The following is a 26883-nucleotide window of genomic DNA, read 5'->3' as shown; positions in this document are numbered from 1 at the left end:
CAGGCCGACCTGGTAAAAGCACGGCCTGCCTGACGGCAGGCCGTTACCGGCCCGCACACAAAATATCTGACAGTCCCCGCAGCAGCCCCAAAACCAACCACCCCGGCAATATCTGATACACCGCATTCTGCTGTATTGGGGCTGCTTCGCAGCCCAACGCGGGGCAAGCCCGCTCGCCACAACAAGCCCGCTTGCCACAGCCACAGGGGGCAAGCGGGACTTCTTACAGCGAATCGCATTCCAAGTCCCCTCAGGGGCTGTAGTAACCCACCGCCACCATGAAATGCCCGGTCTTGCGCACATACGCATGCTTGTGTTCGACCTTATTGGTCACCGGATTCTTCCAGCGGTATTTGTATTCACCCTGGTCCTGCTCCGCCATCATCTTCAGGATCGGCTCGCCCACCGGCTTGCCATCCGGGTCCTTGATCTTGCTGAAGTCGGTATTGATCAGTCGCAGGTTGGTGCCATGGGCGACATAACGCTGGGTGTTCAGGTCCACGACGAACACGTAGAGATCATCTTGCAGGAAGCCACCCTGCAACGAGTTGATCGCCTTGAGCGTGCCGGCTTCATCCTTGACCAGCGCCTTCACTGCCTTGTCCCGCAGGGCCCGGGCCTGTTCCGGCGTGGCCCGCGGCATGTAGTAACCCACCGCCACGATGCGTTCGCCCACGCGTTGGTAAAACACATGCTTGTGCTCGACCTTGCCGTCGTTCCAGTTCTGCCAACGGTAGTCGGCCTGCTGGATACCCTGGCCTTCCGGCACCTTGAGCGCGTCCTTGAACGACTGGCGCAAATCCGGCCCCAGCACCTCGGACACATCGCGACCGATCAAGGCCGAGGAAGGCCCGCCGCTGGCCAGCAATACGCCTTGGGTGTCGACCACGAACACGTAGCGGTCATGGTCGACAAACTCACCCTGGCGGCTGAAGGCTGCGAAGGCCTTGTCGCCATTGCTCTGGTAGTAAGCCAAGGCTTTTTCCAGCAGGGCCTTGGCGGCATGCGCGTCTTCATCCTGAGTGGTGGTGGCGTGCACCTGGCTCATACCCAACAGCAGCAGCCAGGTGATGCGCAGCAGTCCCTTCATGACCCATCCCTCATTCTTATTGATGTGACCACAGCTTAGACGGCTGTGGTTCAGGGCGCCGCCAGCCATTGATTGACGATGCCATCGTAGACCCCGGTGGCCACGCTCAGGTGCAACCACTGGTCGACGTAACTCTTCCACGCCACATCATCGCGGGGCAGCAGGAAGGCTTTCTCGCTGTACTGCATCTGCCGCTCGGGGTTGACCGCGCACAGTCCGGGCTTGAGCTTCTGCTGGTAACGCGCTTCGCTGGCGTCGGTGATCATCACGTCAGCCTTGCCCGCGAGCAGTTCGTCGAAGATCGTCACGTTGTCATGCAGGCGTATCTGCGCCTGGCCCAGGTGGGCGCGGGCGAACACTTCGTTGGTGCCGCCTGCCGGTTCGATCACCCTGACCTGGGGTTGGTTGATCTGCTCGACGGTCTGGTAGCGCTGCACGTCCGCGCAGCGCACCAGCGGAATCTTGCCGTCTACGCCGAGCGCCTGGCTGAAGAAGGCCTTTTTCTGGCGTTCCAGCGACACCGAAATGCCACCCACGGCGATGTCGCAACGTTGGGCGAGGAAGTCCGGCATCAAGGTTTTCCAGGTGGTAGGCACCCACTTGATCTGCGCATTGAGGCTCTTGGCCAGGGATTCGGCCATGGCGATATCAATGCCTTCATACCCGCCATCGGCACGCAATGAGGTGTAGGGCTTGTAGTCGCCGGTGGTGCAGACGGTCAGCGTGCCGCGCTGGAGCACGTCGTCGAGGCGCGAGGAGGGGGTGTCGGCCAGGGCGCAGGTCGTCACGCTTGCCAGTACACACAGGGCTAGAGAAGCTTTCATGCGATCTTGTCCTCGGGGGCGTTTTTTTGTAGGCGCGAGCTGGCTCGCGAAGAACTCAAGGGCGCTGAGTTTAGCCTGGCTACTGGCGTGATCGTTAACGACCTTCGCGGGCAAGCTCGCTCTTCCAGGGCGACGCGCAGCAGGGGGGCGAATGTTTAGCCAACGCGCAACCAAACTCCGTCAAGCCTGAATTTAACCGCCTGTGCAGGCATGTGACGCTGCCGGGCATCTCCCTCACTGTGATTCACCCATGGACGGTTCCCCCGACACTTACCTCGAGACCTTGCCTGGCGCGTGTGCGCCGAGCGGTCCCACCGATGTCGAGGCGTTACCCTCCGAACTGGCTTTCTGGGCCCTGTTCCACTGCCGACATGCGCGCCCACCAGATACCCCTCTCCTACGCTGACCCTCCCCATGGATGACGCACACGTGTGCGCATCTGCCCGGCGGCGCCTGTGTGCCTGCCTGACGCAACCGTATGAGAAACCCCATGAGTGTGTTTGCCTGCCTGCACGAAGCCCAGTCTTTCCTTGAACAGCATCCGCACATCGAGATGTTCGAGCTGTTTATCCTCGACAACAACGGTGTGCCGCGCGGCAAGTTATTGCATCGCGACGAACTGCTGGCGGTGTATGAAAGCGGTCGCCCGTTGCCCAGCACTATCCTGGGCCTGACCATCAACGGCGATGACGTGGAAAATTCCGGCCTGGTGTGGGACGTCGGCGATATCGACTGTCGCGCCTACCCGATCAGCGGCAGTCTGCAACCCATGCCCTGGCGTCTGATTCCCACGGCGGCGGTGCAAGTCAGCATGCACCCCACCGAAGGTTTGCCCGCGACCGTGGCCGACCCCCGGCATTTGCTGGCCAGGGTGATCGACGGGCTCAAGGCCGACGGCTACTACCCGGTGATGGCCGCAGAGCTGGAGTTCTACCTGCTCGACCAGAAACCCGACAGCCACGGCCGCCCGCAGCCTGCACGGGATGTGGATGGCGGTCGGCCGCGCTCGACCCAGGTCTACGGCCTGCGCGAGCTGGAGCAGATCGAACCGTTTCTGGCCGACCTCTACAGCGCCTGCAAGCTGCAAGGCATTCCGGCACGCACGGCGATTTCCGAATACGCCCCGGGCCAGGTGGAGATCACCCTGGAGCATCGCTACGACGCCCTGCAAGCGATGGACGAGGCGGTGCGCTACAAACGCCTGGTCAAGGGCGTGGCCCATCAGCACGGCATGACGGCCTGCTTCATGGCCAAGCCATTCGACGACCTGGCGGGCACCGGCATGCACATGCACGTCAGCCTGGCCGACGCCGACGGCAACAACCTGTTCGCCAGCGATGCCGCCGACGGTACGCCGCTGCTGCGCCACGCCGTGGGCGGCATGCTCAGCACCTTGCTCGATTCGCTGCTGATGTTTTGCCCCAACGCCAACTCCTATCGCCGCTTCCAGACCAACAGCTATGCCCCCCTGGCCGCCACCTGGGGCGTGGATAACCGCACCGTCAGCCTGCGCGTCCCCGGCGGCCCGGCTCACTCCCGGCATATCGAACACCGCATTTGCGGCGCCGACGCCAACCCCTACCTGGCCGCTGCCGCGATCCTGGCTGGCATTCACCGTGGCCTCCGCGAACAACGCGACCCCGGCGCCCCGGTGGAAGGCAACGGCTACGCCCAGGCCCAGGATTTGCTACCCACCGACTGGCTCACCACCCTGCGCGCACTCGAAGGCTCAAGCTGGGCCCAGGAGGCGTTTGGCCGTGAGTTTCTGGGGGTGTACCTGGCGGTGAAGCGCGCCGAGTACCGGCAGTTCATGGGGGAGGTGGGAGAGCAGGATTGGCGCTGGTATCTGCACCAGGCCTGACCGGATTGACGGTAGTGGCGCCTTCGACCTTTTTTTCACGTTGCGATGGGTAAGCTGCGAATCAAGGTCGTTCACTACTGTTTCACTCATATGAGCCTGTGATGTCGTCACAACCCCTTTCTTCGATCGAGATTGAATACGCCGAACGCTGCGACCGTGAGCATGCGAGGGTCTGCGGCGACACACGCCCGCCCGGGCTGCGTCGGCGCCTGGCATCGTGGCGCGACCAGTGGTTGGTGCGCCAGGCGCTGAAAGTCGCTGGCGAGCCCGGCCTGATCCTTGACCTGGCCTGTGGCTCGGGGCGGTTCTGGCCGGTGTTGGCCGAGCACGTCAACCGGGTGATCCTGGCTTCGGACAACTCCCAGGGCATGCTCGACCATGCCTGCACCCATCACCCGGCGTCGTTGCTCAAGCGGGTCAAGACCTTCCAGGGTTCGGCGTTTTCCATCGGGTTGTCGGCAAATGCGGTGGATTGCATTTTCTGCCTGGAATTGTTTCGCCATGTACCCAACAGCGAAGCGCGCCTGGCATTGCTGAGCGAGTTTCATCGGGTCAGTCGCGATACGGTGATCGTGTCGGTGGCCTCCCGTGACCGTGTGGAGGGCGAGTTCCGCGAAGCCGGCTTTAAAGTCCTGAGCTACCAGGAGTTCCTGCCGGGCTCAAGCCTGTGGCGGGTCTACGTACTGCGCAAGAAAGGATAATTCGATTCTGTCGGACTATTCTTCACGTCCTGTCGGAGTTTTCATGGTTGCGTGTGCACTGCGGGTGCTCGCAAGTCCCCTTCGCGATATATACTGCGCGCCATTCTTCAAGGGAGAGCCGTGTGGCCATCGATATTCACTGGATCTGCGACAACGATAGCCTCGGCCAGCATTGCGCCGAATGGCAGCAGTTGCCATTCGTCGCCCTCGACACCGAATTCATGCGGGTCGATACCTTTTATCCCATTGCCGGGCTGATCCAGATTGGCGATGGCCAGCGTGCTTACCTGATCGACCCCCTGACCATCGACAATTGGCAACCCCTGGCGGCCTTGCTGGAAAACCCGGCGGTGATCAAGGTGGTCCACGCGTGCAGCGAAGACCTGGAAGTGTTGCTGCGCCTGACCGGCAGCCTGCCGGTGCCGTTGTTCGACACCCAATTGGCCGCGGCGTACCTGAACCTCGGGTTCTCCATGGGCTATTCGCGCCTGGTGCAAGCCGTGCTCGACATCGACCTGCCCAAGGGCGAGACCCGCTCGGACTGGCTGCAACGCCCCTTGTCCGAGACCCAGGTGAGCTACGCCGCCGAAGACGCGGTGCACCTGGCCGAGGTCTACATCCGCCTGCGCCCGCAACTGTCGGATGACAAATACGCCTGGGTCCTGGAAGACGGCGCCGAGCTGGTGGCCAACCTGCGCCGCGAAGTCGACCCGTACGAGGTGTACCGCGAGGCCAAGCTGGCGTGGAAATTGTCCCGTGCCCAACTCGCCGTATTGCGCGAGCTGTGTGCCTGGCGCGAGCAGCAAGCGCGTGCCCGCGACCTGCCACGCAACCGCATCATCCGCGAACACTCGTTGTGGCCCCTGGCCAAATCCCAGCCGGATAACCTCGCCGCGCTGGGCAAAATCGAAGACATGCACCCGCGCACCGTGCGTCAGGACGGCCAGTTCCTGCTGGACCTGATCAAGCGTGCCGGCAGCGTGCCCATGGACCAATGGCCGCCCGCCGTGGCTGAACCGCTGCCGGTGGACGCCGCCACGCTGATCAAGCAACTGCGCGCCCTCGGCCAGGCGTTCGCCGAGCGCCTGGACATGGCGCCGGAACTGATGCTGCGCAAGAAAACCCTCGAAGCCCTGGTCAAAAGTGGCTACCCCGATGGGCCTTATAAACTGCCAGACTCGCTGCGTGGCTGGCGCCGCGAGTTGATGGGCCAGGCGCTGCTCGACAGCCTGGCCACTGCCGGAGAACAGCCTTGAAACGTATCTGCTCCATCTATCGCAGCTTGAAAAAAGACGGCATGTACCTCTACGTGCTGAAAAGCGACGCTCTGGAGCGCGTGCCGGAGCCGTTGATGGTTGCGTTCGGCAAGCCGCACCACGCCTTCGACATGGTGCTGACGCCGGAGCGCAAGCTGTCGCGCGAAGACATCATTGTCGTGCTGGAAAACCTCGACAAGCAGGGCTACCACCTGCAAATGCCGCCGGCCGAGGACGAGTACATCGAGCACTTGCCCGAAGAGCTGTTGCGACGCAACGATCCGATGTGATCGGTCAGTGCCCTGTCCAGGGCACCGTATTCAACGCAATCGTATGAGTGGGCGGTGGCCGTAGGGAAGCGGGCGGCCGTCTGCACTGTTTTTGAAAGGTTTGAACCATGCGTGTTCTGATTGCTGAACAGGATCACCCGCTCTACGCCCAGTTGCTGAGCGAAGCGGCCCCTGACCTTGAGGTGTTGACCAGCGGCGATTCGGCCGAGCTGTCGCGCCTGGCCGCCGACTGCCCGGTGTGGCTGGGCCAGCCGGACCTGCTGGCGACCCTGCTGCGCCAAGGCCATCACCCGCAGTGGCTGCAGTCGACCTGGGCCGGCATTACGCCGCTGCTGGCCGATGGCTTGCCGCGCAACTATCGCCTGACCCGCGCCGTGGGCATTTTCGGCCAGGTCATGGCGGAGTTCGTCCTCACCTACATGCTTGGCCATGAACGCGAAGTGCTGGCGCGCCTGGTCAGCCAGGTCGAGCGCAAGTGGGACAACCGCATGGGCCAGAGCCTGGCGGGGCGCACGGCGCTGATCGTCGGCACCGGTGATATCGGCCAGCGCGTGGCCGAGTTCCTGGTGCCGTTTGGCGTCAAGCTGTACGGCGTCGCCAGCACCGCTCGGGAACAGGCGCCGTTTATCGAAGTGGCCGGGCCTGATCAGTTGGGCCGCCTGGTGGGGGAGGCGGATTATGTGATCAACCTGCTGCCCAACACGCCCAATACCCATGACCTCTACGACGCGGCACTGTTCAAGCAATTCAAGCCGACCGCTTTGTTTATCAACGTCGGGCGCGGTGTGGCCGTGGTCGATGCCGACCTGGTCGAGGCTTTGAAGGAAGGGCACCTGGCCGGCGCGGTCATCGACGTCTGCCGCCAGGAACCGCTGCCGCAACGCCACCCGTTCTGGACCGCCTGGGGCCTGCTGTTGACCGGGCACAGCTCGGCGCCAACCTCGCCACGGATGATGGTGGATCTGTTCGTGCAGAACGTGCGCGCGTATCAGGCCAAGCAGGCCTTGCGCGGCGAAGTGGATTTCGAGCGCGGTTACTGACCTGACGCGGGAGAGAATGTGGGAGGGGGCAAGCCCCCTCCCACAGTTTCAGAGGCTGAAGTCACCTTCCGATACCAGCTCGCTCAACGGCTTGCGCGGGCTCGGCACTTCACGGCCTTGCAGGTACTCAGGCAGGGTCGACTTGTCGCCCAGCTTGCCCACGGCTACCGCCGCATGCAGTGCGTAACCCTCAGGAATCTTCAGCTCTTTGCGGGTCAGCTCCTGATCGAAGCCGGCCATGCCGTGGGTGTACCAGCCGCTGAGGCTGGCTTGCAGCGCCAGGTGGCCCCAGGCCGAGCCGGTGTCGAAGGTGTGCCACAGCGCCGGGGTTTCTTCCGTGGCGCCGGGGGCGATGAAGTCGGTCTTCGAGGCGATGATCACCAGGGCCGACGCATGTTGTGCCCAGCCACGGTTGAATTCGTTCAGCAGGCCGAGGAAACGCTCCCAGTCCGCTGTGTCACGACGCGCATAGAGAAAGCGCCATGGCTGCGAGTTGTAGGCCGACGGCGCCCAGCGGGCGGCTTCGAAGAAACTCAGCAAGGTTTCCTGCGGAATGCTTTCACCGGTAAAGGCGCGCGGCGACCAGCGTTCGGTGAACTGGGTGTGGATCGGGTAATCGGCAACGCGTGGGTTTGTGCTCATGAACAGTTCCTGACGACGATGATGGGTACGGTTGGACAGGCAGGCGCAGATTCAAAAAAACGGCGCACCGATGCGCTCGGCGAAGGTTTTTTCAAGGCTCCATAGGGCATCGGGGCAATGCGGTCACGCATTTATGGCTCACGACACGGGGCCTTTGCGGCCCACAAAGCTACTGCGATGAATAGTCGCTGACAAGTCTTGCAACACCGCCAGTCGTAAGCGCTTGGCCGCGGGGGCTATGGGCACTAGACTGGCGGCCTTTTCACATTCCGATACTGATGTAGAGCCATGGCCGCCAAAGTCGAACCCTTCTGGATACGCAAAACCCTTGAGCAGCTCGACCAAGAGGAGTGGGAGTCGTTGTGCGACGGCTGTGGCCTGTGCTGCCTGCAAAAGCTTGAGGACGAAGACGACAACAGCGTCTATTACACGCGCATCGCCTGCAAACTGCTGGACCTGAAAACCTGCCAGTGCACCGACTATCCCAACCGCCGCGACTCGGTGCCTGACTGCATCCAGCTCACCCCGGGCCAGGCCGACCAGTTCAAATGGTTGCCGCCCACCTGCGGCTATCGCCTGGTCAGCGAGCGCAAGGACCTGCCGCTGTGGCACCACCTGGTCTGCGGCGACCGCGACGCCGTGCACCACGAACGCATTTCCCAGTCGGGGCGCATGCTCAGCGAAGGCAGCGTGCCCGAAGATGACTGGGAGGATTACCTGATCTTCCGCGCCGGCTGAAAAAGGAGTGTGTATGACCGTGGGAACCAAGCTGGCGACAAGCCTGGTGTTGCTGACGCTGAGCATGCCGGCGTGGTGCGCGAAGAAAGTCGACCTGGATTATCACGTCAAGCTGCTGCCCCTGAGCGATCAGGCCGAGGTCCGCGTGAGCCTGTCCCAGGGTTCGGCGGTGCGCAGCCTGAACTTCGACCTGGGCCATGACGGCGACTACAGCGACTTCAAGGCCGATGGGCAATGGAAAGTCAGTGGCCACCGTGGCGTGTGGCAGCCCAGCGCCGACAAGGCCAGCCTGACCTACCGCGTACGCCTCACCCACGCACGTAAGCCGGGCCTGTATGACACACGGATGACGCCGAGCTGGGCGCTGTTTCGCGGTGAAGACCTGGTGCCCACTGCGCGGCTTGACCAGCAGGATGGCGTCGAGCTGGTGTCGCGCCTGGCGTTCGAGCTGCCGGCCGGCTGGAAGAGCGTCGAAACCGCCTGGCCGCGCATTGGCAAGAACAAGTTCCGCATTGACAACGTTTCACGCCTGTTCGACCGCCCCACTGGCTGGATGCTCGCCGGCAACCTGGGCAGCCGCCGTGTGCGCCTGGGCGAAACCGAAGTCACAGTGGCCTCGCCCAAGGGCCAGGCCATGCGCCGCATGGATGTGCTGACGCTGCTGACCTTCGTCTGGCCGCAAGTGGAAACCGCCTTTCCACGCCATCCCGCCAAGCTCCTGGTGGTCGGCGCCAGCGACCCGATGCGCCGGGGTGTGTTCTCTTCGCGCGACTCGATCTACCTCAACAGCCGCACGCCGTTGGTCAGCGAGAATGGCAGCAGCCCGTTGATTCGCGAAGTGGTGCAGGCGATTGGCCGTTTCAACGACCATGACACCAGTGACTGGATCAGCGAAGGCCTGGGAGAGTACTACGCCATTGAACTGGTGCGCCGTGCCGGAGGCATCACCGATGAACGGTATGCGGCGATACAGGCCAGGCTGGCCAAGGAAGGCAAGGACGTCACCAGCCTGCGCGGCGAGCACGTCAGCGCAGCGATTGTGGCGCGGGCCGTGGTGATGATGCAGGAGCTGGACCGCGAGATCCGCGTGAAAACCCACAACAAGCGTTCCCTCGATGACCTGGCCCAGGCGGTGATGCGTGCGAACAGCATCACTACCGCGGAGTTTGTGCAGTTGGCTGAGAGCATCATCGGCGAATCGTCGGTGGTGCTCGACAGCAAGTTGTTACGCTGAAATCCGAGCCATGCACCAAGCAACATGTGGGAGGGGCAAGCCCCTCCCATATTTATTTGGATCCCCACCATACCGAAGGCTTGGATCACCCCGCGGTTTTTGTAGCCTTCTCAGCCGCCACTTCGGCCTTGGTCTTGAGGTTTTTCAGCTCTGCACCGGCGCGTTCGATCTTGGTGCGTACGCTGTTCATTTCCTGGCGACCTTGTTCCAGCTTGTCCTTGAGCGTGCTGTGTCCGGTAAAACCACGGGTCAGTGCCACCCCCCCAATGGCCACCTGAATCAGCCCGAAAATCCCGCCACGACGCAGGCCTTTGCCAACCATTATCACGCCACCCGCCACCGAGCCGATGCGTTCCCAGCCATGCACGTTCTGTGTGGGGCGGGTTTCAAAAGGGGTGTGTTCGATGATGGGTCGCAGGGATTTGCTGTCGCTCATGATCTGTCTCCAACAAGGGCTAGTGATATGCAGCTGACTGTTTGCAGGCGGCGGATGTTCCCGGAAAATCAGTACTTGGGCCCCGAGCGGGTGTTATTGCCCTTGGCCAGGCGGTCGTAGAGCACCACGTTGACAGTGGCGGCGAGGTTCATGCAGCCGGTGGTCGGGATGTAGATCACGTCTTCGCACCAGTCGCGAATCTCTTTATCCAGCGAGCCGTCTTCCGGGCCGAAGATATACAGGGCGCGGTCGGGGTGGGTGTATTCGGGCAGCGGGCGGGCGCCCTCCACCAGCTCGACGGCGACGGGGATGCAACCGAGCGGCAGGATCTTCTTCAGGTCATCGATACCGATCAACGGAATGTCGTGGTGGACCTTCTTGGTGTCGGTGATGAAATCCCGGGCGCGCTCGTAACGCTTGCCGGTGTAGAACACCGAGGCCACGCCGTAGCAGCCGGCGGCACGCATCACCGAGCCGACGTTTTCGGGGGATTTTGGGTTATACAGACCGATGCAGCTGTAGCGTTTATTGCCCACGGGGAAGGGTGCCTTGGATAAAAGCGGCGATTATACGGGCAATGGCGACGACTTTGGGCCGAGCAGGCTTTCTGTGGTGAGCAGGCCTACTGTGGCGAGCAGGTTTGTTGTGGCGAGCGGGCTTGCCCCGCGTTGGGCTGCGCAGCAGCCCCAATAAAGCAAAATGCGGTGTATCAGATATTGCAGGAGCGGCTGGTTTTGGGGCTGCTGCGCAGCCCAACGCGGGGCAAGCCCGCTCGCCACAAATAGATAGCGCTTGTGCCCGCCACAACAAGCCTGCTCACCACAAGGATTTCAATCGTCTTTCTTCATCAACCCCGCCAACGCCGCAAACGGGTTGTGCGTGGCCTTGGCAATCGTCGGGCTGCTGGTGGAGCCTTCGCCGAAGTACTGCTGGTCGGTGTAGCGCGAGTGTTCGTTGTCGTGGCAATACAGGCAGAGCAGTTCCCAGTTGGAGCCGTCCTGGGGATTGTCATCATGATTGTGGTTACGGTGGTGTACGGTCAGTTCACTCAAGCGTTTGCCGGCGAACTCACGGGCGCAACGGCCGCACACGTGGGGGTACATTTTCAGGGCTTTGTCGCGGTAGCCCATTTCCCGGTCGCGTTGGGCATCGGCAAGGATGCGGTCCAGCTTGGCGGTGTGGGAGGGCGGGTTGGTCGAGCTCATCATGGCTCCTGGCTGTTTGGTGGGTCACGGATAGCGTTGATTCTAGCCGCTTGCGGGGCAAATGACCGCTGGCTTTTTCAGCAACCGTACAGCCTGGCGCCGGCGATCGTTTGTAGTATCGGTTCACTCAATTCATAAGGATCTGAAACCTATGCGTTTACCTACATGGACAGTTGCACTTCTACTCTGCGCCCTCACGGCGCAAGCCCAGGCGTTCTCCACGCCCAAGCCCGGCCAGGTGATCGAGGTGGCCCTCGACCAGTTGCACCCCACCCAGGCCGTGGTGGGGTTCGACCAGATCTACTACAGCCTGGGGCTGTTTGCCGACAAGCCCGCCAAGGTCTTCGATGAGTACTGCGAAACCAATGGCCAGGGCGAGGCCGACAAGGTGCCCGGCAAGGCTGACCTGCACCAGCCCGACAGCTTCACCTGCAAGGACCCGGTGGGCACCCATCCCGAGGACATGAAAACCGTGGTGGTCGGCCCAGCCGGGCAGCTGTACCTGACCGACGGTCACCACAGTTTCACCACCTTGTGGGAAGTGCCCGGCGGCGGCCCGCGCTTGAAGATGTGGGTCAAGGTCACCGACGACTTCAGCAACAGCCCGAACATGGCGAGCTTCTGGCAGCGCATGGAAGCGGCCCGCAAGGTCTGGCTCAAGGACAACCAAGGCCAGACCCTGCCACCGGAGCAACTGCCGGCGCACCTGGGGTTCAAGAACCTGCAGGACGACACCTTCCGCAGCCTGGTGTATTTCACCCGCAAGGCCGCCTATGGCAAGCCGGATGCTGGGGAGATCGCGCCGGAGTTCCTGGAGTTCTATTGGGGTAACTGGCTGCGCACGCAGGTGGACCTGGGCCAGTACAACCTGAACAAGAAAGGCGGCTACAAGGATGCCATCGAAGCGGTGGCCAAGCGCATGGTCAGCCTGGCGCCGGGTTCACAGGTGGGGGATAGCGGCTTTACCGCCCATCAACTGGGCGGCATGCCCCAGTTGGACCGCGATGAGCTGGAGAAGACCTTCGACAAAAAAGTGCCGTATGTGATCGATTACCGCAAATCCCACCACTGATCGGGGATCAAAAATGTGGGAGGGGGCAAGCCCCCTCCCATATTGGATTTTCAGCGTTTGGTTAATGGTGCTCAGCCCTTGAGCTTTTCCGCAATCCAGATGGTGTGCCGGGTGCCCTTGTTGCCATGGGCGAACACCTGCACTTCCTCGGCCTTGAAACCGGCCTTGCGCAGTTTGTCGCTGAACAGCTTGTCGGCACTGGCCGACCATACGGCCAACACGCCCTTGGGCCGCAGGGCCTTGGCGCAGGCCGCCAAGCCACCGGCGGAGTAAAGCCAGCTGTTGGCTTTTTGCGTGAGGCCTTCGGGGCCGTTGTCCACATCGAGCATGATCGCGTCAAAGCCCTGGGGCTCGGCCTGCAGCACCTTGGCCACGTCTTCCAGGCGAATCAGCGTGCGCGGGTCGAGCAGCGGGCGCCCGGCTTTTTCCCCCAAGGGCCCGCGGTTCCACTCCACGACGCCCGGCACCAGTTCAGCCACCACCACCTCGGCGGTCTTGCCCAAATGCTTGAGCGCCGACGCCAGGGTGAAGCCCATGCCCAGGCCGCCAATCAATACCCGCGAACCGGGGCGGCCGGCGACTTTTCGGCAAGGAATTTCCGCCAGGGCGTCTTCGGAACCGTGCATGCGCGTGTTCATCAACTGGCCGCCGTCACCGCCCTGGATCTTGATGACAAAATCTTCACCGTACTCGAACAGGCACAAGGCACCGCCGTTATCGGGGATCGGGGTGGTGTCGAGCAGAACGAAACGTTTCATGGAAATCTCATTGGGAAGGGCATTCTTGCGCGGTTGGGAGTAGCCTTACGACATTCCGGTCAGGCCATGGAGCCATCGATGAAGTGCAGCATTCTAACGGTCATTGTGTTGAGCGCGCTCGCATTGGGTGCGGCGCAGGCTCAGGAGTTACAAACCGTACCGGTCGCGCCAGCGCCAACCCCAGGCGCACCGGGCACCCCGACGCCGACGTTGTACCCGCAAGTCACCCCGCCGGCCGTGCCCAAGACCAACGGCTCCCCCGCCTTGGCGCCGATCGTATTGCCGACGCCGCCGAAGGACCAGACGGTGCCCGGCTTGCAGCAGAACGACAGCAAGCCGAAGTCGCCCGGCGGTTAAAACTGTTGGGACAGTAATTGCCCATCGGCCATGCGCAGGCGCTTGGACAATGCGATGGCGATTGCGCGGATGATCTTAGCCGCCACACGGGGCGTTTCATTGAGCATCTTTTCCAGGGCGTCCTTGCCCAGGCTCAACAAGACGCAGTCGCTGGCGGCCACGCAGCTGGCGGAACGTCGCTCGCCGTCGAGCACTGCCATTTCACCGAAGGCCCGGCCACTGCGCAGGGTGGCGATGGTCAGGCGTTGGCCATTGTGGTTGGTTTTCTGTACCGCCACCTGGCCACTGTGGAGGATGCACATGAAGGTGCCAGCATCGCCCTCGAGGAAAATCACCTCGCCCTCGGCAATGCTGCTGATATTGAAGTAGCCGGCGGCGACGTGAAAGTCTTCCGGCAACAACGGGTCGAACAGGCCGCAGTCCATGAGCATGTCGCGGATTTCGGTGTTCATTAGCGTCGGTAGTGCCATGGCTGCAATCTTGGTCCATCAAAGGTGGCGGTCCTGTGTTCAGACAGGACCGCTCCGCGAAGTTCCTTACACCAGCCCCAGCACCTTGAACACAAATGCATATTCGAGTGCTACGTCACGAATTCCCTGGTAGCGACCGCTCATCCCGCCGTGGCCGGCGCCCAGTTCGGTCTTGAGCAGCAGCAGGTTGTCGGAGGTGGCGGTCGCCCGCAGCTTCGCCACCCACTTGGCCGCTTCCCAGTACTGCACGCGGCTGTCGTTGTAGCCAGCGATCACCAGCGTGGCCGGGTAGGCCTGGGCGCTGACGTTTTCGTACGGCGCGTAGGCCTTGATGCGTGCGTACACCTCGGGCTCCTCGGGGTTGCCCCACTCGTCGTACTCGGTGATGGTCAACGGCAGTTCCGGGTCGAGCATGGTATTGAGCACGTCGACGAACGGCACTTCGGCAATCGCCGCCTGGAACAGCTCGGGGCGTTGGTTGAGCACCGCGCCGATCAACAGGCCACCGGCACTGCCGCCGCTGATCACCAGTTGCTGGGCGGTGGTCAGGTCCTCGGCGATCAGGTGTTCGGCACAGGCAATAAAGTCGCTGAAGGTGTTCTGCTTATGTTCCTGCTTGCCGTTGCGATACCAGGCTTCACCCAGCTCGCCGCCGCCGCGCACATGGGCAATGGCGAACGCCACGCCACGGTCCAGCAGGCTCAGGCGGGCGTGGGAGAACCACGGGTCGAGGCTCTGGCCGTAGGCGCCGTAACCGTAGAGGTACAGCGGCGTCGGCTTGCCGAGTTGGTCGCGCTTGACCACCAGGCTGATCGGCACCTGGGTGCCATCGGCGGAGGTGGCCCACAGGCGCTGGCTGACGTAGTCATCGGCGTTGAACACGCCGAGTACCGGGGTTTCCTTGAGCACCTGCTGCGCGCCGCTGGCCAGTTCCAACTGGCGGACCTGGGCCGGGCGGTTCAGGGCTTCATAGCGCAGGCGGATCTTGTCGCTGACGAATTCCAGGCTGTTCTGGACGTAGAGGCTGTAGGCGGCGTCGGGTAATTCCACGCGATAGGCCGGCACGCCTTGGGGGTGCACTTCGATCACCGGCAGGCCGCCGATGCGCAGGCTCAGGGTCATGGCGTAGGCGTTCAGGCTGACGCCGTCGAGCATCACCTCGTCGCTGTGGGGGATCAGGTTCTGCCACTCATCCTCGGTCGGCACGTCGCCAATGTCGGTCGCCACAAACAGGGCGTAGTTGATGCCATCACGGTTGCTGCGGATAAACCAGGTCCACGCGCCATTCAGTTGGCCATGGTCGACATCGTATTCATGGTCCTCGACCCGCGGTGCCAGGCAGGTGAAGTCCAGGTGCGGCTGGTTGGCGTCCAGGGCCCAGATTTCGCTGGTGGTCTTGCTGCCCAGGGCCAGCAGCAACTGGCGCTCGGAGCTGGAGCGGTAGCAGTGCAGGAAGAAACGCCCGTCGGGCTCATGGAACACTTCCTGCGCGGCCGTACCATCCAGGCGGTAGCGATACAGCTTATGTGGGCGGTGGGTGTCATCCAGTTCGCCGAAGAACAGGGTCAGGCTGTCATTGGCCCAGGTCATGCTGCCGTCGCAGTTGTCGAACGCCAGTTCGCTGACTTTGTCGGTGGCCAATTCCTTCACGTACAGGGTGTAGATCTCTTCGCCATTGGTGTCGAGGCTGTAGGCCAGGCGCTGGTGGTCGGGGCTGATGCTGAACGCGCCGAGGGAGAAGAAGCCACCGTTGGCCAGGGCGTTGGGGTCCAGCAGCAGCTCTTCGCTGCTGGCGTCCACCTGGTTGCTGTCGTCGGCCGGGCGGCGGCAGCGGTAGTGGCGGGCATACTCGTCACCGGCGGTGGTGCGTGTGTAGTACAGGTACGGGCCCCAAGGGGAGGGCAGCGACAGGTCGGTTTCGAGGATGCGCCCCTTGATCTCCTCGAACAGGGTTTCGCGCAGGGCCTGCTGGTCGGCGAGTTGGGCTTCCAGCCAGGCGTTTTCGGCCTTGAGGTAATCGAGCACTTCAGCGCTGTCACGCTCTTGCAGCCAGGCGTACGGGTCCTGGCCTGGGGCTTTGCGGGCAATCGGGGCGGCAGTGATGTGGGTCGATGAAGGCATGGATCACTCTCTGTCTGGCGGATGGTGGCAGCCATTGCAGCCGCGACACGCAAAAGCCGTTATCATAGCCGCCTGTTTGCCTACGTTGCCATGGACACCATGACCGAGAACGACTATCTGACCGCTTGGGGCCTTTACGCCTTCGCCGCTTTGGGCTGCCTGTTGGTGTGGTGGCGCATGACCCGCTGGATCTGGCGTTGGTTGCGCGAGCCGCTGCAATTGCTGATGGCGGTGCTGCTGTTCAGCCCGACCATCGTCGATCCGGTCAAGACCCAGTTCGCCCCGGCCGTGGCCATCACCGCGATGGACCTGGTGCTCAAGGTCGGCAATAACGCCTGGCGGGCCGTCTCCGATCTGTTCATGTACACGATGATCGCCTTTGGCGTGTATATCGTCATCGTGTTGATCCGTTGGCCCATCGAGCGTGCCGCCAAGGCCCGCCGTGAGCGCAAGGCCGCGGTCGATGCCGCCTTGGCTGCCGAGCCGGAAGACGAAGACGATGAACCGTTCCGTCGCCCGGCGCCGGTGAGCGGTATGCGGGTCGAACCGCGCCTTTAACGTAGTCCGCCCTGCAGCGAGAGCCCTGGCATGTGTGAATTATTGGGCATGAGTGCCAACGTCCCCACCGATATCGTATTCAGCTTTACCGGGCTGATGCAGCGCGGCGGGCGTACCGGGCCCCATCGCGACGGTTGGGGCATTGCCTTCTACGAAGGCCGTGGCCTGCGCCTGTTCCAGGACCCGGCCGCCAGCAGCGAATCGGAAGTCGCGCTGCTGGTGCAGCGTTATCCCATCAAGAGTGAAGTGGTGATCGGCCATATCCGCCAGGCCAACGTCGGCAAGGTGAGCCTGGCCAACACCCACCCATTCGTGCGTGAACTGTGGGGGCGTAACTGGTGTTTCGCCCATAATGGCCAGTTGGCGGACTTCAACCCGCGCGCCACGTTCTACCGCCCGGTGGGTGATACCGATAGCGAGGCGGCGTTCTGCGACCTGCTTAACCGCGTACGCGAGGCATTCCCGGAGCCAGTCGATATTGAGCAGATGCTGCCGGACCTGATCGCCGCCTGCGCCGAATACCGCAGCAAAGGCGTGTTCAACTGCCTGCTCAGCGATGGCGACTGGTTGTTCTGCTACTGCTCGACCAAACTGGCGCAGATCACCCGGCGCGCCCCGTTTGGCCCGGCACGCCTGAAAGATGTCGACGTGATTGTCGATTTTCAGGCCGAAACCACCCCCAATGATGTGGTCACGGTGATTGCCACCGAGCCGCTGACCGACAACGAAAACTGGACCCGCTACGAACCGGGCCAATGGAGCCTGTGGCGACGCGGTGAATGCGTCAGCCAGGGCATTACCGAGTAGGGACATCGATTATGTTGCTCAGCTATTTGCGACTGGTGCTGTTTGCCATTGGCTTGTTGGTCGGTGTGCAAGTGCCGGGGTTTATCAACGACTACGCCAAGCGCGTCGAAGCCCACCTGATCGAGGCCCAGACCGGCCTGCGCGGGTTTGAGTCCACTGCGCAGCAGTTCTTCAATGGCGACTTGCAGGCCCTGGTGGCCCACTACCGCGCCAGCGACGACCCGGTGTTCCAGAGCGATGCCAAGAGCCTGGGGGCGATGCTCGATCGCCAGGTGGCGTTGGACAAGCAATTCCAGGCCATGCAAGGCCCGTGGTACATCCGCGCCCTGCAAGTGGCTGTGGCCGCCGACCCGGATATCCGCCTGGAAACCTGGAACGGCTACAGCTACCAGATCCTGCTGACCCCCGAGGCCATGGGCTGGGGCCTGGGTGGGGCGATGTTGCTGTCGTTTGGCCTGGAGTGCCTGTTCCGCTTGATCGACTGGGTGGTGTTGGGCGGCAAGCGCCTGCGTCAGAGCCGGCCGATTGAAGAGCGGGACCTGAAAGGTCTCTAACCAACACCTGGGGCAACTGTGGGAGGGGGCTTGCCCCCGATGGCAGTGGTTCAGTCACTGATGTATTGACTGACACACTGCCATCGGGGGCAAGCCCCCTCCCACATTGGATTGGGTTCCTTCAGTTGCTGAGCACCATCCGCTCTTCGCCAACCTCTTCGGCATACCTGGCCACCACCTTCTGGCACAACCCCACAATTTCCTCCACCAACTCCACCCCCACGCGCCACGACACCACCACCTGCAAGTTCGGCAGTTTCTGCGCCATGGGCAACATCACCAATTCACCGCGTGCCAGTTCTTCGATGACCAGCACGGGGGGCAGTGCGCCAATCCCGAAGCCATCGCGCAGCAGGCGGGTAATCGCCGACACCGAATTCACACAGTTCATCCGTGGCGCGGCAACGCCATTGGCCTGCATCAGGCTGAGCACGTCCTGATGGGGGTGGGAGTTTTTTGAGTAGGTGATGATGCGTTCCTGGGCCAGTTCGGCGAGGGAAGCGTAGTCGCGGTTGTAGATCGATTGGCTGGCGACGATCCAGGCCATGGGGTGGCTGGCCAGTTCCAGGCTGCGCACGGTCTCCAGGCGGAGCAGGTCAGTTTGCAGGATCAGGTCGAGGAAGCCTTTTTGCAGCTGATCGCTGAGGTTGAGTGCGGTATCGGCGATCAATTCGATTTCCACCCGGGGGAACTGGTCCATCAATTCGGCGACCAATGGGCTCAGCCAGGTGTGGATCACCGTGTCCATCGCGCCGATACGGATGCGCCCGACCTTGCTGCTGGTGGTCTCCAGGGACTGCTTCAGGCCCTGCATGGTCACCATCATCTGCTCGGCATAATCGAGCACCTTCAAGCCTTCCGGGGTCAGGCTCACGCCCCGCGAATCACGCAGAAACAGCTTCACCCCCAGTTCGCTCTCCAGCACCGCAATGCGGCTGGAAATCGAGGCCTGGGTGGTGAACAGCTTCTCGGCGGTCAGGCGAAAACTCTTGAGCTTGGCCACCCAGACGAAGGTTTCGAGGAACTTCAAATTCATGGGATCAACTTTTTCTTATGCATGGATCGGTTTTTATTAGTTGGACGCCGCACCGGGCAAACGCCAAAAATCGAGCCATTCCACGATAAGCGTCGTTGGGGTATCAGGACAAGTTGCGAGTTCTGTGTAAAAAATCCCACACTACAAAAAACAAAGCCTACAGGAGCAACCACCGTGAGCCGCCTGCTATTGAACTGCGACATCGGCGAAAGCTTTGGCAACTGGACCCTGGGTCTGGATGCCGAGGTCATGCCGTTCATCGATTGCGCCAACGTGGCTTGCGGTTTTCATGCCGGCGACCCGAGCATCATGCGCAAGACCGTCAGCCTGGCCCTCAAACACGGCGTACAGGTCGGCGCGCACCCGGCGTACCAGGACCTGCAAGGTTTCGGCCGCCGCTCCATGGCCTACACCCCCCAGGAAATCCAGGACCTGTTGCACTACCAGATCGGCGCGCTGGAGGGCATCTGCCGCGCCCAGGGCGGGCGTGTCAGTTACGTCAAACCCCATGGCGCGATGTACAACGACATGATGGCCAACCCGGCGCAGTTGCGTGCAGTGATCCAGGCCGTGGCTGCCTACGGCGACCTGCCGCTGATGCTGCTGGCCACCCGCGACAACAGCGCGGCCCAGGCGCTGGGTGACGAATACGGGGTGATCCTGTGGTTCGAGGCCTTCGCTGACCGTGCCTACGATCCCAACGGCCATCTGGTTTCGCGTCAATTGCCGGGTGCGGTGCACCACGATCCGGAGGTCATCGTCCAGCAATCCTTGACCCTCTCCCGTGGCGAACCCCTGACCGCCAGCGACGGCAGCCCGTTGGTCTTGCAGGCCAACACCCTATGTGTGCACGGTGACAACGCCAGTTCGATCGCCGCCGTGCAGCGCATCCGCGAGGCATTGAAGTCAGCATGAAGCCACGGATTGAAGTGGTGGCGATCGACTGCCTGATGGTGCGTCTGTTCGAGGTGATTGCCGAAGCCAACATGCCGTGGATGCTCGCCGCCACCCAGCGCTTGCGCAGCGGTTTTGGCACGGCGCTGGTGGATCTGGTGCCGTCCTACACCACCTTGATGGTGCATTACGACCTCACTGCGTTGAGCCCGGCGCAAGCACGGGGATTGATCGACCAGGCGCTGACCGACCTGCAACCCCAGGCCCAGGGCAGTGGCCAGTGCCATGTGCTGCCGGTGTGGTATGACCTGAGCGTCGGGCCTGAGCTGAGCTTGCTCAGCCGGCGCAGCGGCCTTTCGGTGGAGGATGTCATCCGCCGCCACAGTGCCCACGAATACCAGGTATTTGCCCTCGGCTTCGCTCCCGGTTTTGCCTTTATGGGCTTGGTGGACGAAGCCCTCGCCACTGCGCGTCTCAACACCCCGCGCAAACGCGTGGCGGCCGGCAGCGTGGGCATTGCCGAACGGCAAACCGCCGCCTATCCGGTGGTCTCCCCTGGTGGTTGGAACCTGATTGGCCGCACCCCGGCCAAGTTGTTTGACCGCGAGCGCGACGGCTACAGCCTGATGCAACCGGGCGACACGGTGCGTTTTGCCGCCGTCAGCCACGCCGAGTTTATCAACCTGGGTGGCGATGACACGCCGTTGGAGGCGCAGGCATGAGCCGCTTGATCATCGAGGCCAGCACCCCGCTGTGCCTGTTGCAGGACGCCGGACGTTTTGGCGTGCGCCACCTGGGCGTGACCCAGGGCGGTGCGCTGGATTGGGTGTCGATGTCCTGGGCCAATTGGCTGCTGGACAATGTGCTGGATGCGCCGGTGGTGGAAATTACCCTCGGCGGCTTTACCGTACAGGCCGAGGAATATTGCTTGCTGGCCTTGGCCGGCGCGGACCTGGGCGCCTACATCGATGAGCGTGCGATCAGCCCTGGGCGCAGTTTTATCCTGCAAAAGGGTCAGCGTTTGCGCTTTACCCAACCGTTCAGCGGCGCGCGGGCTTACCTGGCTGCACCGGGTGGGTTTGATGCGCCGGATGTGCTGGGCAGTTGCGCCACCGTGGTACGGGAGGAACTGGGTGGCTTGAACGGCTTTGGCGAGGCGTTGGCCGAAGGCGCGCGGTTGGCCTATTCCGGTACCGGCGGAGCGATGAAAGTGCTGAGCACGCCGGCGTTGCCAGCCAAGGCGCCGCTGGATGTGATCGTCGGCGCCCAAATCGGTCAGTTCAGCGGCCAGAGCCTGTTTGATGCCTTCAATACCGACTGGACTCTGGACAGTCGCGCCGACCGCATGGGCATGCGCTTGCTGGGCACGCCGTTGCAGTACCAGGGGCCGTCACTGATTTCCGAAGGGATTCCGTTGGGCGCGATCCAGGTGCCGCCGGATGGGCAGCCGATTGTGTTGCTCAATGATCGGCAGACGATCGGCGGCTATCCGCGCCTGGGCGCGTTGACGCCACTGGCGTTGGCGCGCCTGGCGCAGTGCCTGCCGGGGGAGAAGGTGAGGCTGGCGCCGGTGGTGCAGGAAACGGCGCATCGGCAGCAGGTGGATTTTTTACGCCGGTTCATTTGAGCGCTGTTATGGCGCCCGAATGACGGTCAGGATTAGTCTCACATGCCTGATGGGCATTGCCGTCTTGGTTCGAGTGGGTGCATGTGGAAGTCTTAGTGCTTCATTCACTAGGGTTCCAACATGCGCTACTTGAAAATCTATGCACAGGATGTCCTCGATAATGATGTGCCCGATGTGGTCAGTCTGGAGTTTCATGACGATACCCACACCCCGACTCTCGTCCGGCAGGCCACGGCCTTCGATATTACCGATGACGGGCAGCTGGATTGGGTGATTGCCGATGATGTGAACCAGGATGGCGTCATCGATGCCGTCGACCGGGCACTGGCAATTGAACTGGCCCAATTGTTTGTTGAGTTCAATTGGTTCAGCCTCGACGCACCTTTCGACAAATACTTAAAGGTGTTTGCCCGTGACTTTGGCGGCAACGGCATACCCGACACCGTGCGTCTGCACTTTCACCAGGGCGAGGGCGCACCTACGGATGAAAGCATTGTCTACACCGCGGCGATTTACGGGGACGACAATGGCCTAGGCAGTGTTTCGATCAATCAGGATGTCAATAATGACGGCAAGGTCACCCACAAGGATGCTGAATTGCTCAAACAGTTTTCCGCGCTGTTTCTGAAGTTCGGTTGGATCGACGCCGAGCGCTGCTGAAAGCAAACCTGTAGCTTCGACGGCTACAGGTTGCGGCTACTTCGACAAAAACCGCATCCCTTCTTCCAGCCCGCGCAAGGTGAGCGGATACATCTGATCCTCGACCAGCTCCCGTACAATCCCCGTCGATGCCGTATAACCCCACGTATCCTTGGGATACGGGTTAATCCAGATCAGCTTCTTGTACTTGGCCATGAAGCGCTGCATCCACACATACCCCGGCTCTTCATTCCAGTGTTCGACGCTGCCGCCGGCCTGGGTAATTTCATACGGTGCCATCGACGCATCGCCGATAAAGATCACTTTGTAGTCGGCGCCATACTTGTGCAGCAGATCCTGGGTGGAGGTGCGTTCCGACGTACGGCGCTGGTTGTTCTTCCACACCGACTCGTACACGAAGTTGTGGAAGTAGAAATACTCCAGGTGCTTGAACTCGGTCTTGCACGCCGAGAACAGTTCTTCGCAGATTTTTACGTGGGCATCCATCGAGCCGCCGATATCGAACAGCAACAATAGCTTGATGGTGTTACGCCGTTCCGGGCGCATCTGGATATTCAGCAGCCCGGCATCGCGGGCGGTGTGGTCGATGGTGCCGTCGATATCCAGCTCTTCGGCAGCGCCCTGGCGCGCGAACTTGCGCAGGCGGCGCAGGGCGATCTTGATATTGCGCGTACCCAACTCGACCTGATCGTCGAGGTTCTTGTACTCGCGCTGATCCCAGACTTTTACCGCCTTGCCCTGGCGCTTGCCAGCGTCGCCGACGCGAATGCCTTCCGGGTTGTAGCCGCCGGAGCCGAACGGGCTGGTACCGCCGGTGCCGATCCACTTGTTACCGCCGGCGTGACGTTCCTTCTGTTCTTCCAGGCGTTTCTTGAACGCTTCGATCAGCTTGTCCAGGCCGCCCAGGGATTGGATCTGCGCGCGCTCTTCATCGCTCAGCGAGCGCTCGAATTCCTTGCGCAGCCAGTCTTCGGGGATCAGCGCCTGCAGGTGGTCGTCGAGCTTTTCCAGGCCGTTGAAATAGGCGCTGAAGGCGCGGTCGAACTTGTCGAAGTGCCGCTCGTCCTTCACCAGGATCGCCCGGGCCAAGTAGTAAAACTCGTCCATGTCGGCGAAGGTCACGCGCTGCTTGAGCGCGTTGATCAGGTCGAGCAGCTCGCGCACCGACACCGGCACCTTGGCGGCACGCATCTCGTTGAACAGGTTGAGCAACATTAGCGATTACCGCGACGGCTCATGAACGCCAGACGTTCCAGCAACTGCACGTCTTGCTCGTTCTTCACCAGAGCGCCAGCCAGGGGCGGGATGGCCTTGGTGGGGTCGCGCTCGCGCAGCACCGCTTCGCCGATATTGTCGGCCATCAGCAGCTTGAGCCAGTCCACCAGTTCGGAGGTGGAGGGCTTTTTCTTCAGGCCCGGTACTTTGCGCACGTCGAAGAACACGTCCAGCGCTTCGCTGACCAGGTCTTTCTTGATGTCGGGGTAGTGCACGTCGACGATCTTTTGCAGGGTGGTGCGGTCGGGGAAGGCGATGTAGTGGAAGAAGCAGCGGCGCAGGAACGCGTCCGGCAGCTCTTTTTCGTTGTTGGAGGTAATGATGATGATCGGGCGTTTCTTGGCCTTGATGGTCTCGTCGATTTCGTAGACGTAGAACTCCATCTTGTCGAGTTCTTGCAGCAGGTCGTTGGGGAATTCGATGTCGGCCTTGTCGATTTCATCGATCAGCAGGATCACCCGCTCTTCGGACTCGAAGGCTTCCCAGAGCTTGCCCTTCTTCAGGTAGTTGCGCACGTCGTGCACCTTGTCCACGCCCAATTGCGAGTCGCGCAGCCGGCTGACCGCGTCGTACTCATACAGGCCCTGGTGGGCCTTGGTGGTGGACTTGATGTGCCAGGTGATCAGCTTGGCACCGAAGGATTCGGCCAGTTGCTCGGCGAGCATGGTCTTGCCGGTGCCCGGCTCACCCTTGACCAGCAACGGGCGCTCCAGGGTGATGGCAGCGTTGACGGCCAGTTTCAGGTCATCGGTGGCAACGTAGGCCTGGGTGCCTTCGAACTTCATCGGTCATTCCTCGAATTCATCAATGCCCGGACTATACCGCGCGGCCCCGGCGACTGTGAACGCAGACGGGTTATTCAGTCTCTGAATGGCGGGTCACACATCCATTAGGCGCGTGGTTCAGTCAGCACTGGGCTTGGGCTGTTCATAGCGCGCATTGAATGCTTGGATAAAACCGTTACGCAAAATCGCCAAAAATGCAGAGAACGCGCTGACATTTTGCTGATGCACGCTGCCACTGAGTTCCACGCGGGTGGCGAACTGGTTCTTCGCCTGGTTCTTCAGCACGGTCTCGCTGGTGCCCACCACGGCCTCCCAGATCGAACGAAAGATGTTCTTGTCCTTGTTCTCCACATCCTGCTGCCAGTCGAAGACCTCTACATCACGCAGCAGCGGCTTTATGTACCCGGTCAATTGGCCTTTTTCCGCCTGGGCCTCGATCACCACATCCCCGGTACCGGCCTTGAAGTCGAACTTGCCATAGGCTGAGGCGAAGTCATTCATGCGCTTGAGCTGCAAGTCCCTGGCGCGAAAGCGAAACTCGAAATTCTCGAAATTGCTCAGCGGGTCGAAGGTGGCGGTGGCTTCCAGCGGGGCCTGGCCTTGCAGCAGGGCCTTGCCGTCGAACCGCGCGTCGCGCCGGCCTTTGACGTTCACCACATTGGTCAGGTTGTAGAAGCTGGCGTTGACGTCGGTCGCGTCGATCTTCACCACGGGTTTGGAACTGAAGTTGTGGAAGGCGATCTTGCCGTCCTCAATACGCACCTCATCGAGGGTGATGGGGGCCAACTTACTCAGCTGCTCGCGCCAGTCGGTGCCTTTACCGGTCTGGGAGGCTTGCTTGTTGGCGCCGCCGTCGACGAAGTTCACTTCGGGCTGGATAAACAGCACTTTGGCCACCACCGCGTGGTCGTACCAAAGAGAGTGCCAGCTTACTGCCAGGTCGATCAGCGGCGCCTTGACGAACGGGACGGGCACCTTGCCGTCGACCTTGATGATCTCAAGGCCGTTGATTCTGTACGCGCCACGCCACAGCGCGAGGTCCACGTCGGTAACCTGGCCGCGGTAATCGCCCATGTCGGCGAGCTTGTCATTCAGGTAGTTACGCACCAGATAGGGCAGCGCGATGCTCACGGCGACCAGGACCACCAGTAATCCGGCAATGGTCCAGAGTGGCCAGCTGTAGCGACGTTTCATGGGGCAGTTCTCCTTGCGGGTAGGAGATGGACTGTTGGGACACGCGCAACGTTCCTCTGACTGGACGCTTGGCGGCACGAGGCATACCCTTGGAACCTTTCTTGAAATCGCCCAATAGGACCCGCCATGAGCCGCATTTTTGCAGACAACGCGCACTCCATCGGTAACACGCCTCTGGTTCAGATCAACCGTATCGCACCGCGTGGCGTGACCATCCTGGCCAAGATCGAAGGGCGTAACCCAGGTTATTCGGTGAAGTGCCGCATTGGCGCAAACATGATCTGGGACGCCGAAAGTACCGGCAAACTCAAGCCGGGCATGACCATTGTCGAACCGACTTCCGGCAATACCGGTATTGGCCTGGCCTTCGTCGCCGCGGCCCGTGGCTATAAGTTGGTGTTGACCATGCCAGCGTCCATGAGCATCGAGCGGCGCAAAGTGCTCAAGGCCCTCGGTGCCGAACTGGTGTTGACCGAACCGGCCAAGGGCATGAAGGGCGCGATTGAGAAAGCCGGCGAAATCCTCGCCAGCGACCCGGCCAGCTACTTTATGCCGGCCCAGTTCGACAACCCGGCCAACCCGGCGATCCACGAGAAAACCACCGGCCCGGAAATCTGGAACGACACCGATGGCGCCGTGGATGTATTGGTGGCGGGGGTGGGGACGGGCGGCACCATTACCGGTGTGTCGCGTTACATCAAGAACATCGCGGGCAAGCCGATCCTGTCGGTGGCCGTCGAACCCATGGTGTCGCCGGTGATCACGCAGGCGCTGGCCGGTGAAGAGATCAAGCCCAGCCCGCACAAGATCCAGGGCATCGGCGCCGGGTTCGTGCCGAAAAACCTCGACCTGTCGATGGTTGACCGTGTGGAACTGGTGACCGATGAGGAATCCAAGGCGATGGCCCTGCGCCTGATGCAGGAAGAGGGCATCCTGTGCGGTATTTCCTGCGGCGCGGCCATGGCCGTGGCCGTGCGCCTGGCGGAAAAACCGGAAATGCAGGGCAAGACCATCGTGGTGATCCTGCCGGACTCCGGTGAGCGCTACCTGTCGAGCATGCTGTTCAGCGATTTGTTTACCGACCAGGAAAACCAGGCTTGATGTGATCGCCTGTGGCAAGTAGATGGGGTTATTGTGGAATGAGCAGGCTTGTTGCGGCGAGCCGGCCTGTTGTGGCGAGCAGGGCTGTTGTGGCGAGCGGGCTTGCCCTAATGCCGTTCAGTTAAGGCTTTTTTGTAGGAGCGAGCTTGCTCGCGAAGAACTCACAGGCGCCGCGTTCACTCAGGAAACACGCGTTATCGTTGACGTTTTTCGCGAGCAAGCTCGCTCCTACAGAAGGCGATGTACGCTTAACTGAACGGCATTAGGGCTTGCCACAAGAGGTGGGCTTGCCATACC

The 26883-nt window shown here is 61.8% G+C and carries 30 protein-coding genes; 17 read left to right on the top strand and 13 right to left on the bottom strand.

The window, feature by feature from the left end; genetic code table 11:
* Positions 1 to 250: 250 nt before the first annotated feature.
* A complete protein-coding gene (locus AC1Q6I_RS24675; RefSeq protein WP_102625240.1) occupies positions 251 to 1090 on the bottom strand; it encodes a cache domain-containing protein in 840 nt (279 codons plus the stop codon).
* A 50-nt stretch (positions 1091 to 1140) separates the two neighbouring features.
* Positions 1141 to 1914 (bottom strand): transporter substrate-binding domain-containing protein, encoded by a 774-nt coding sequence (locus tag AC1Q6I_RS24670; protein WP_102625241.1) that lies wholly within the window; start codon positions 1912 to 1914, stop codon positions 1141 to 1143.
* A gap of 490 nt (positions 1915 to 2404) precedes the next feature.
* On the opposite strand from AC1Q6I_RS24670, the gene AC1Q6I_RS24665 reads away from it, so the two are divergent.
* From AC1Q6I_RS24665 to AC1Q6I_RS24645, 5 genes are all read left to right on the top strand, one after another.
* Positions 2405 to 3775, top strand: coding sequence for a glutamine synthetase family protein (locus AC1Q6I_RS24665; protein ID WP_102625242.1), 1371 nt, complete (start codon positions 2405 to 2407; stop codon positions 3773 to 3775).
* 101 nt (positions 3776 to 3876) lie between these two features.
* Entirely contained in the window at positions 3877 to 4476 is a 600-nt protein-coding gene (locus AC1Q6I_RS24660; protein ID WP_024074043.1) for a class I SAM-dependent methyltransferase, read from the top strand.
* Positions 4477 to 4598: 122 nt separating this feature from the next.
* Positions 4599 to 5732: a ribonuclease D gene (gene rnd / locus AC1Q6I_RS24655; RefSeq protein WP_102625243.1), complete on the top strand. Its 1134-nt coding sequence runs from the start codon at positions 4599 to 4601 to the stop codon at positions 5730 to 5732.
* The gene (locus AC1Q6I_RS24650) at positions 5729 to 6022 is read left to right on the top strand and encodes a YcgL domain-containing protein (protein WP_024074045.1); all 294 of its coding nucleotides are present in this window, start codon (positions 5729 to 5731) and stop codon (positions 6020 to 6022) included. Before rnd ends, AC1Q6I_RS24650 begins: the two co-directional genes overlap by 4 nt.
* Positions 6023 to 6129: 107 nt before the next feature.
* A complete protein-coding gene (locus tag AC1Q6I_RS24645) occupies positions 6130 to 7062 on the top strand; it encodes a D-2-hydroxyacid dehydrogenase (protein ID WP_102625244.1) in 933 nt (310 codons plus the stop codon).
* 48 nt (positions 7063 to 7110) lie between these two features.
* Here AC1Q6I_RS24645 and AC1Q6I_RS24640 read toward each other — a convergent pair whose 3' ends face one another.
* The gene (locus AC1Q6I_RS24640) at positions 7111 to 7704 is read right to left on the bottom strand and encodes a nitroreductase family protein (protein WP_102625245.1); all 594 of its coding nucleotides are present in this window, start codon (positions 7702 to 7704) and stop codon (positions 7111 to 7113) included.
* A 288-nt stretch (positions 7705 to 7992) separates the two neighbouring features.
* On the opposite strand from AC1Q6I_RS24640, the gene AC1Q6I_RS24635 reads away from it, so the two are divergent.
* Positions 7993 to 8442 carry a YcgN family cysteine cluster protein gene (locus tag AC1Q6I_RS24635; protein WP_024074048.1) on the top strand — a complete coding sequence of 150 codons (450 nt, stop codon included), beginning with the start codon at positions 7993 to 7995 and terminating at the stop codon, positions 8440 to 8442.
* Positions 8443 to 8455: 13 nt separating this feature from the next.
* The gene (locus tag AC1Q6I_RS24630; protein WP_102625246.1) at positions 8456 to 9676 is read left to right on the top strand and encodes a hypothetical protein; all 1221 of its coding nucleotides are present in this window, start codon (positions 8456 to 8458) and stop codon (positions 9674 to 9676) included.
* 85 nt (positions 9677 to 9761) lie between these two features.
* On the opposite strand, the gene AC1Q6I_RS24625 is transcribed toward AC1Q6I_RS24630, so the two are convergent.
* From AC1Q6I_RS24625 to AC1Q6I_RS24615, 3 genes are all read right to left on the bottom strand, one after another.
* Positions 9762 to 10112 carry a YgaP family membrane protein gene (locus AC1Q6I_RS24625; RefSeq protein ID WP_024074050.1) on the bottom strand — a complete coding sequence of 117 codons (351 nt, stop codon included), beginning with the start codon at positions 10110 to 10112 and terminating at the stop codon, positions 9762 to 9764.
* 68 nt (positions 10113 to 10180) lie between these two features.
* Positions 10181 to 10648 carry an RNA methyltransferase gene (locus AC1Q6I_RS24620; protein WP_003210674.1) on the bottom strand — a complete coding sequence of 156 codons (468 nt, stop codon included), beginning with the start codon at positions 10646 to 10648 and terminating at the stop codon, positions 10181 to 10183.
* Between the two features lie 294 nt (positions 10649 to 10942).
* Entirely contained in the window at positions 10943 to 11317 is a 375-nt protein-coding gene (locus tag AC1Q6I_RS24615; RefSeq protein WP_003210675.1) for a YajD family HNH nuclease, read from the bottom strand.
* 151 nt (positions 11318 to 11468) lie between these two features.
* On the opposite strand from AC1Q6I_RS24615, the gene AC1Q6I_RS24610 reads away from it, so the two are divergent.
* Positions 11469 to 12389, top strand: a complete 921-nt coding sequence (locus AC1Q6I_RS24610; protein WP_069075440.1) for a ParB/Srx family N-terminal domain-containing protein — start codon at positions 11469 to 11471, stop codon at positions 12387 to 12389.
* Positions 12390 to 12460: 71 nt separating this feature from the next.
* Here the strand turns inward: AC1Q6I_RS24610 and AC1Q6I_RS24605 are convergent, their stop codons facing one another.
* A complete protein-coding gene (locus AC1Q6I_RS24605) occupies positions 12461 to 13147 on the bottom strand; it encodes a spermidine synthase (RefSeq protein ID WP_024074052.1) in 687 nt (228 codons plus the stop codon).
* A gap of 78 nt (positions 13148 to 13225) precedes the next feature.
* On the opposite strand from AC1Q6I_RS24605, the gene AC1Q6I_RS24600 reads away from it, so the two are divergent.
* Positions 13226 to 13504, top strand: a complete 279-nt coding sequence (locus AC1Q6I_RS24600) for a hypothetical protein (protein ID WP_041160864.1) — start codon at positions 13226 to 13228, stop codon at positions 13502 to 13504.
* Here AC1Q6I_RS24600 and AC1Q6I_RS24595 read toward each other — a convergent pair.
* The gene (locus AC1Q6I_RS24595) at positions 13501 to 13974 is read right to left on the bottom strand and encodes a cyclic nucleotide-binding domain-containing protein (protein ID WP_024074054.1); all 474 of its coding nucleotides are present in this window, start codon (positions 13972 to 13974) and stop codon (positions 13501 to 13503) included. The two genes, AC1Q6I_RS24600 and AC1Q6I_RS24595, sit on opposite strands and share 4 nt — an antisense overlap.
* 66 nt (positions 13975 to 14040) lie before the next feature.
* A complete protein-coding gene (locus AC1Q6I_RS24590) occupies positions 14041 to 16095 on the bottom strand; it encodes a S9 family peptidase (RefSeq protein WP_102625247.1) in 2055 nt (684 codons plus the stop codon).
* Between the two features lie 21 nt (positions 16096 to 16116).
* On the opposite strand from AC1Q6I_RS24590, the gene AC1Q6I_RS24585 reads away from it, so the two are divergent.
* Genes AC1Q6I_RS24585 through AC1Q6I_RS24575 form a run of 3 tightly spaced genes read left to right on the top strand, consistent with a single transcriptional unit; the run spans position 16117 to position 18014 of the window.
* Positions 16117 to 16653 carry a hypothetical protein gene (locus AC1Q6I_RS24585; RefSeq protein WP_024074056.1) on the top strand — a complete coding sequence of 179 codons (537 nt, stop codon included), beginning with the start codon at positions 16117 to 16119 and terminating at the stop codon, positions 16651 to 16653.
* 30 nt (positions 16654 to 16683) lie between these two features.
* Positions 16684 to 17460, top strand: a complete 777-nt coding sequence (locus AC1Q6I_RS24580; RefSeq protein WP_024074057.1) for a class II glutamine amidotransferase — start codon at positions 16684 to 16686, stop codon at positions 17458 to 17460.
* Between the two features lie 11 nt (positions 17461 to 17471).
* Positions 17472 to 18014 carry a DUF2937 family protein gene (locus AC1Q6I_RS24575; protein WP_024074058.1) on the top strand — a complete coding sequence of 181 codons (543 nt, stop codon included), beginning with the start codon at positions 17472 to 17474 and terminating at the stop codon, positions 18012 to 18014.
* 121 nt (positions 18015 to 18135) lie between these two features.
* Here AC1Q6I_RS24575 and AC1Q6I_RS24570 read toward each other — a convergent pair whose 3' ends face one another.
* Positions 18136 to 19050 carry a LysR family transcriptional regulator gene (locus tag AC1Q6I_RS24570; protein ID WP_024074059.1) on the bottom strand — a complete coding sequence of 305 codons (915 nt, stop codon included), beginning with the start codon at positions 19048 to 19050 and terminating at the stop codon, positions 18136 to 18138.
* Between the two features lie 174 nt (positions 19051 to 19224).
* Between AC1Q6I_RS24570 and AC1Q6I_RS24565 the strand changes: the two genes are divergently transcribed.
* The 4 genes from AC1Q6I_RS24565 (at position 19225) to AC1Q6I_RS24550 (ending at position 22231) form a co-directional block, all read left to right on the top strand.
* Entirely contained in the window at positions 19225 to 19965 is a 741-nt protein-coding gene (locus AC1Q6I_RS24565) for a 5-oxoprolinase subunit PxpA (RefSeq protein ID WP_024074060.1), read from the top strand.
* Positions 19962 to 20666 (top strand): 5-oxoprolinase subunit B family protein, encoded by a 705-nt coding sequence (locus tag AC1Q6I_RS24560; RefSeq protein WP_024074061.1) that lies wholly within the window; start codon positions 19962 to 19964, stop codon positions 20664 to 20666. The genes AC1Q6I_RS24565 and AC1Q6I_RS24560 overlap by 4 nt, the downstream gene beginning before the upstream one ends.
* Complete coding sequence (locus tag AC1Q6I_RS24555; RefSeq protein ID WP_024074062.1) at positions 20663 to 21571, top strand: 5-oxoprolinase subunit C family protein; 909 nt, start codon at positions 20663 to 20665, stop codon at positions 21569 to 21571. Before AC1Q6I_RS24560 ends, AC1Q6I_RS24555 begins: the two co-directional genes overlap by 4 nt.
* Before the next feature lie 120 nt (positions 21572 to 21691).
* Positions 21692 to 22231, top strand: a complete 540-nt coding sequence (locus tag AC1Q6I_RS24550; RefSeq protein WP_069075437.1) for a hypothetical protein — start codon at positions 21692 to 21694, stop codon at positions 22229 to 22231.
* A 36-nt stretch (positions 22232 to 22267) separates the two neighbouring features.
* Here the strand turns inward: AC1Q6I_RS24550 and AC1Q6I_RS24545 are convergent, their stop codons facing one another.
* The 3 genes from AC1Q6I_RS24545 to AC1Q6I_RS24535 all read right to left on the bottom strand — a co-directional run bounded on the left by AC1Q6I_RS24545 (position 22268) and on the right by AC1Q6I_RS24535 (position 25485).
* Positions 22268 to 23446, bottom strand: a complete 1179-nt coding sequence (locus AC1Q6I_RS24545) for a vWA domain-containing protein (RefSeq protein WP_024074064.1) — start codon at positions 23444 to 23446, stop codon at positions 22268 to 22270.
* The gene (locus AC1Q6I_RS24540) at positions 23446 to 24291 is read right to left on the bottom strand and encodes an AAA family ATPase (protein WP_003210690.1); all 846 of its coding nucleotides are present in this window, start codon (positions 24289 to 24291) and stop codon (positions 23446 to 23448) included. The genes AC1Q6I_RS24545 and AC1Q6I_RS24540 overlap by 1 nt, the downstream gene beginning before the upstream one ends.
* A 117-nt stretch (positions 24292 to 24408) precedes the next feature.
* Entirely contained in the window at positions 24409 to 25485 is a 1077-nt protein-coding gene (locus tag AC1Q6I_RS24535; RefSeq protein ID WP_024074065.1) for a DUF748 domain-containing protein, read from the bottom strand.
* 126 nt (positions 25486 to 25611) lie between these two features.
* On the opposite strand from AC1Q6I_RS24535, the gene cysK reads away from it, so the two are divergent.
* Entirely contained in the window at positions 25612 to 26586 is a 975-nt protein-coding gene (gene cysK, locus AC1Q6I_RS24530; RefSeq protein ID WP_024074066.1) for a cysteine synthase A, read from the top strand.
* Positions 26587 to 26883: the final 297 nt, after the last annotated feature.

The sequence above is a fragment of the Pseudomonas sp. MPR-R2A5 genome (assembly GCF_058793055.1).
The sequence above is the reverse complement of the archived record's forward strand: the minus strand, read 5'-3'. Positions and strand labels throughout refer to the sequence as shown.

Coding starts and splice junctions, on each gene's coding strand:
- AC1Q6I_RS24535 (WP_024074065.1), bottom strand. CDS start 25,485: ATGAAACGTCGCTACAGCTGGCCACTCTGGACCATTGCCGGATTACTG.
- AC1Q6I_RS24560 (WP_024074061.1), top strand. CDS start 19,962: ATGAAGCCACGGATTGAAGTGGTGGCGATCGACTGCCTGATGGTGCGT.
- AC1Q6I_RS24595 (WP_024074054.1), bottom strand. CDS start 13,974: ATGGCACTACCGACGCTAATGAACACCGAAATCCGCGACATGCTCATG.
- AC1Q6I_RS24570 (WP_024074059.1), bottom strand. CDS start 19,050: ATGAATTTGAAGTTCCTCGAAACCTTCGTCTGGGTGGCCAAGCTCAAG.
- AC1Q6I_RS24635 (WP_024074048.1), top strand. CDS start 7,993: ATGGCCGCCAAAGTCGAACCCTTCTGGATACGCAAAACCCTTGAGCAG.
- AC1Q6I_RS24555 (WP_024074062.1), top strand. CDS start 20,663: ATGAGCCGCTTGATCATCGAGGCCAGCACCCCGCTGTGCCTGTTGCAG.
- AC1Q6I_RS24665 (WP_102625242.1), top strand. CDS start 2,405: ATGAGTGTGTTTGCCTGCCTGCACGAAGCCCAGTCTTTCCTTGAACAG.
- AC1Q6I_RS24600 (WP_041160864.1), top strand. CDS start 13,226: ATGAAGTGCAGCATTCTAACGGTCATTGTGTTGAGCGCGCTCGCATTG.
- AC1Q6I_RS24625 (WP_024074050.1), bottom strand. CDS start 10,112: ATGAGCGACAGCAAATCCCTGCGACCCATCATCGAACACACCCCTTTT.
- AC1Q6I_RS24660 (WP_024074043.1), top strand. CDS start 3,877: ATGTCGTCACAACCCCTTTCTTCGATCGAGATTGAATACGCCGAACGC.
- AC1Q6I_RS24615 (WP_003210675.1), bottom strand. CDS start 11,317: ATGAGCTCGACCAACCCGCCCTCCCACACCGCCAAGCTGGACCGCATC.
- AC1Q6I_RS24550 (WP_069075437.1), top strand. CDS start 21,692: ATGCGCTACTTGAAAATCTATGCACAGGATGTCCTCGATAATGATGTG.
- AC1Q6I_RS24580 (WP_024074057.1), top strand. CDS start 16,684: ATGTGTGAATTATTGGGCATGAGTGCCAACGTCCCCACCGATATCGTA.
- AC1Q6I_RS24645 (WP_102625244.1), top strand. CDS start 6,130: ATGCGTGTTCTGATTGCTGAACAGGATCACCCGCTCTACGCCCAGTTG.
- AC1Q6I_RS24590 (WP_102625247.1), bottom strand. CDS start 16,095: ATGCCTTCATCGACCCACATCACTGCCGCCCCGATTGCCCGCAAAGCC.
- AC1Q6I_RS24575 (WP_024074058.1), top strand. CDS start 17,472: ATGTTGCTCAGCTATTTGCGACTGGTGCTGTTTGCCATTGGCTTGTTG.
- AC1Q6I_RS24630 (WP_102625246.1), top strand. CDS start 8,456: ATGACCGTGGGAACCAAGCTGGCGACAAGCCTGGTGTTGCTGACGCTG.
- cysK (WP_024074066.1), top strand. CDS start 25,612: ATGAGCCGCATTTTTGCAGACAACGCGCACTCCATCGGTAACACGCCT.
- AC1Q6I_RS24605 (WP_024074052.1), bottom strand. CDS start 13,147: ATGAAACGTTTCGTTCTGCTCGACACCACCCCGATCCCCGATAACGGC.
- AC1Q6I_RS24610 (WP_069075440.1), top strand. CDS start 11,469: ATGCGTTTACCTACATGGACAGTTGCACTTCTACTCTGCGCCCTCACG.
- AC1Q6I_RS24675 (WP_102625240.1), bottom strand. CDS start 1,090: ATGAAGGGACTGCTGCGCATCACCTGGCTGCTGCTGTTGGGTATGAGC.
- AC1Q6I_RS24545 (WP_024074064.1), bottom strand. CDS start 23,446: ATGTTGCTCAACCTGTTCAACGAGATGCGTGCCGCCAAGGTGCCGGTG.
- AC1Q6I_RS24585 (WP_024074056.1), top strand. CDS start 16,117: ATGGTGGCAGCCATTGCAGCCGCGACACGCAAAAGCCGTTATCATAGC.
- AC1Q6I_RS24670 (WP_102625241.1), bottom strand. CDS start 1,914: ATGAAAGCTTCTCTAGCCCTGTGTGTACTGGCAAGCGTGACGACCTGC.
- AC1Q6I_RS24640 (WP_102625245.1), bottom strand. CDS start 7,704: ATGAGCACAAACCCACGCGTTGCCGATTACCCGATCCACACCCAGTTC.
- AC1Q6I_RS24540 (WP_003210690.1), bottom strand. CDS start 24,291: ATGAAGTTCGAAGGCACCCAGGCCTACGTTGCCACCGATGACCTGAAA.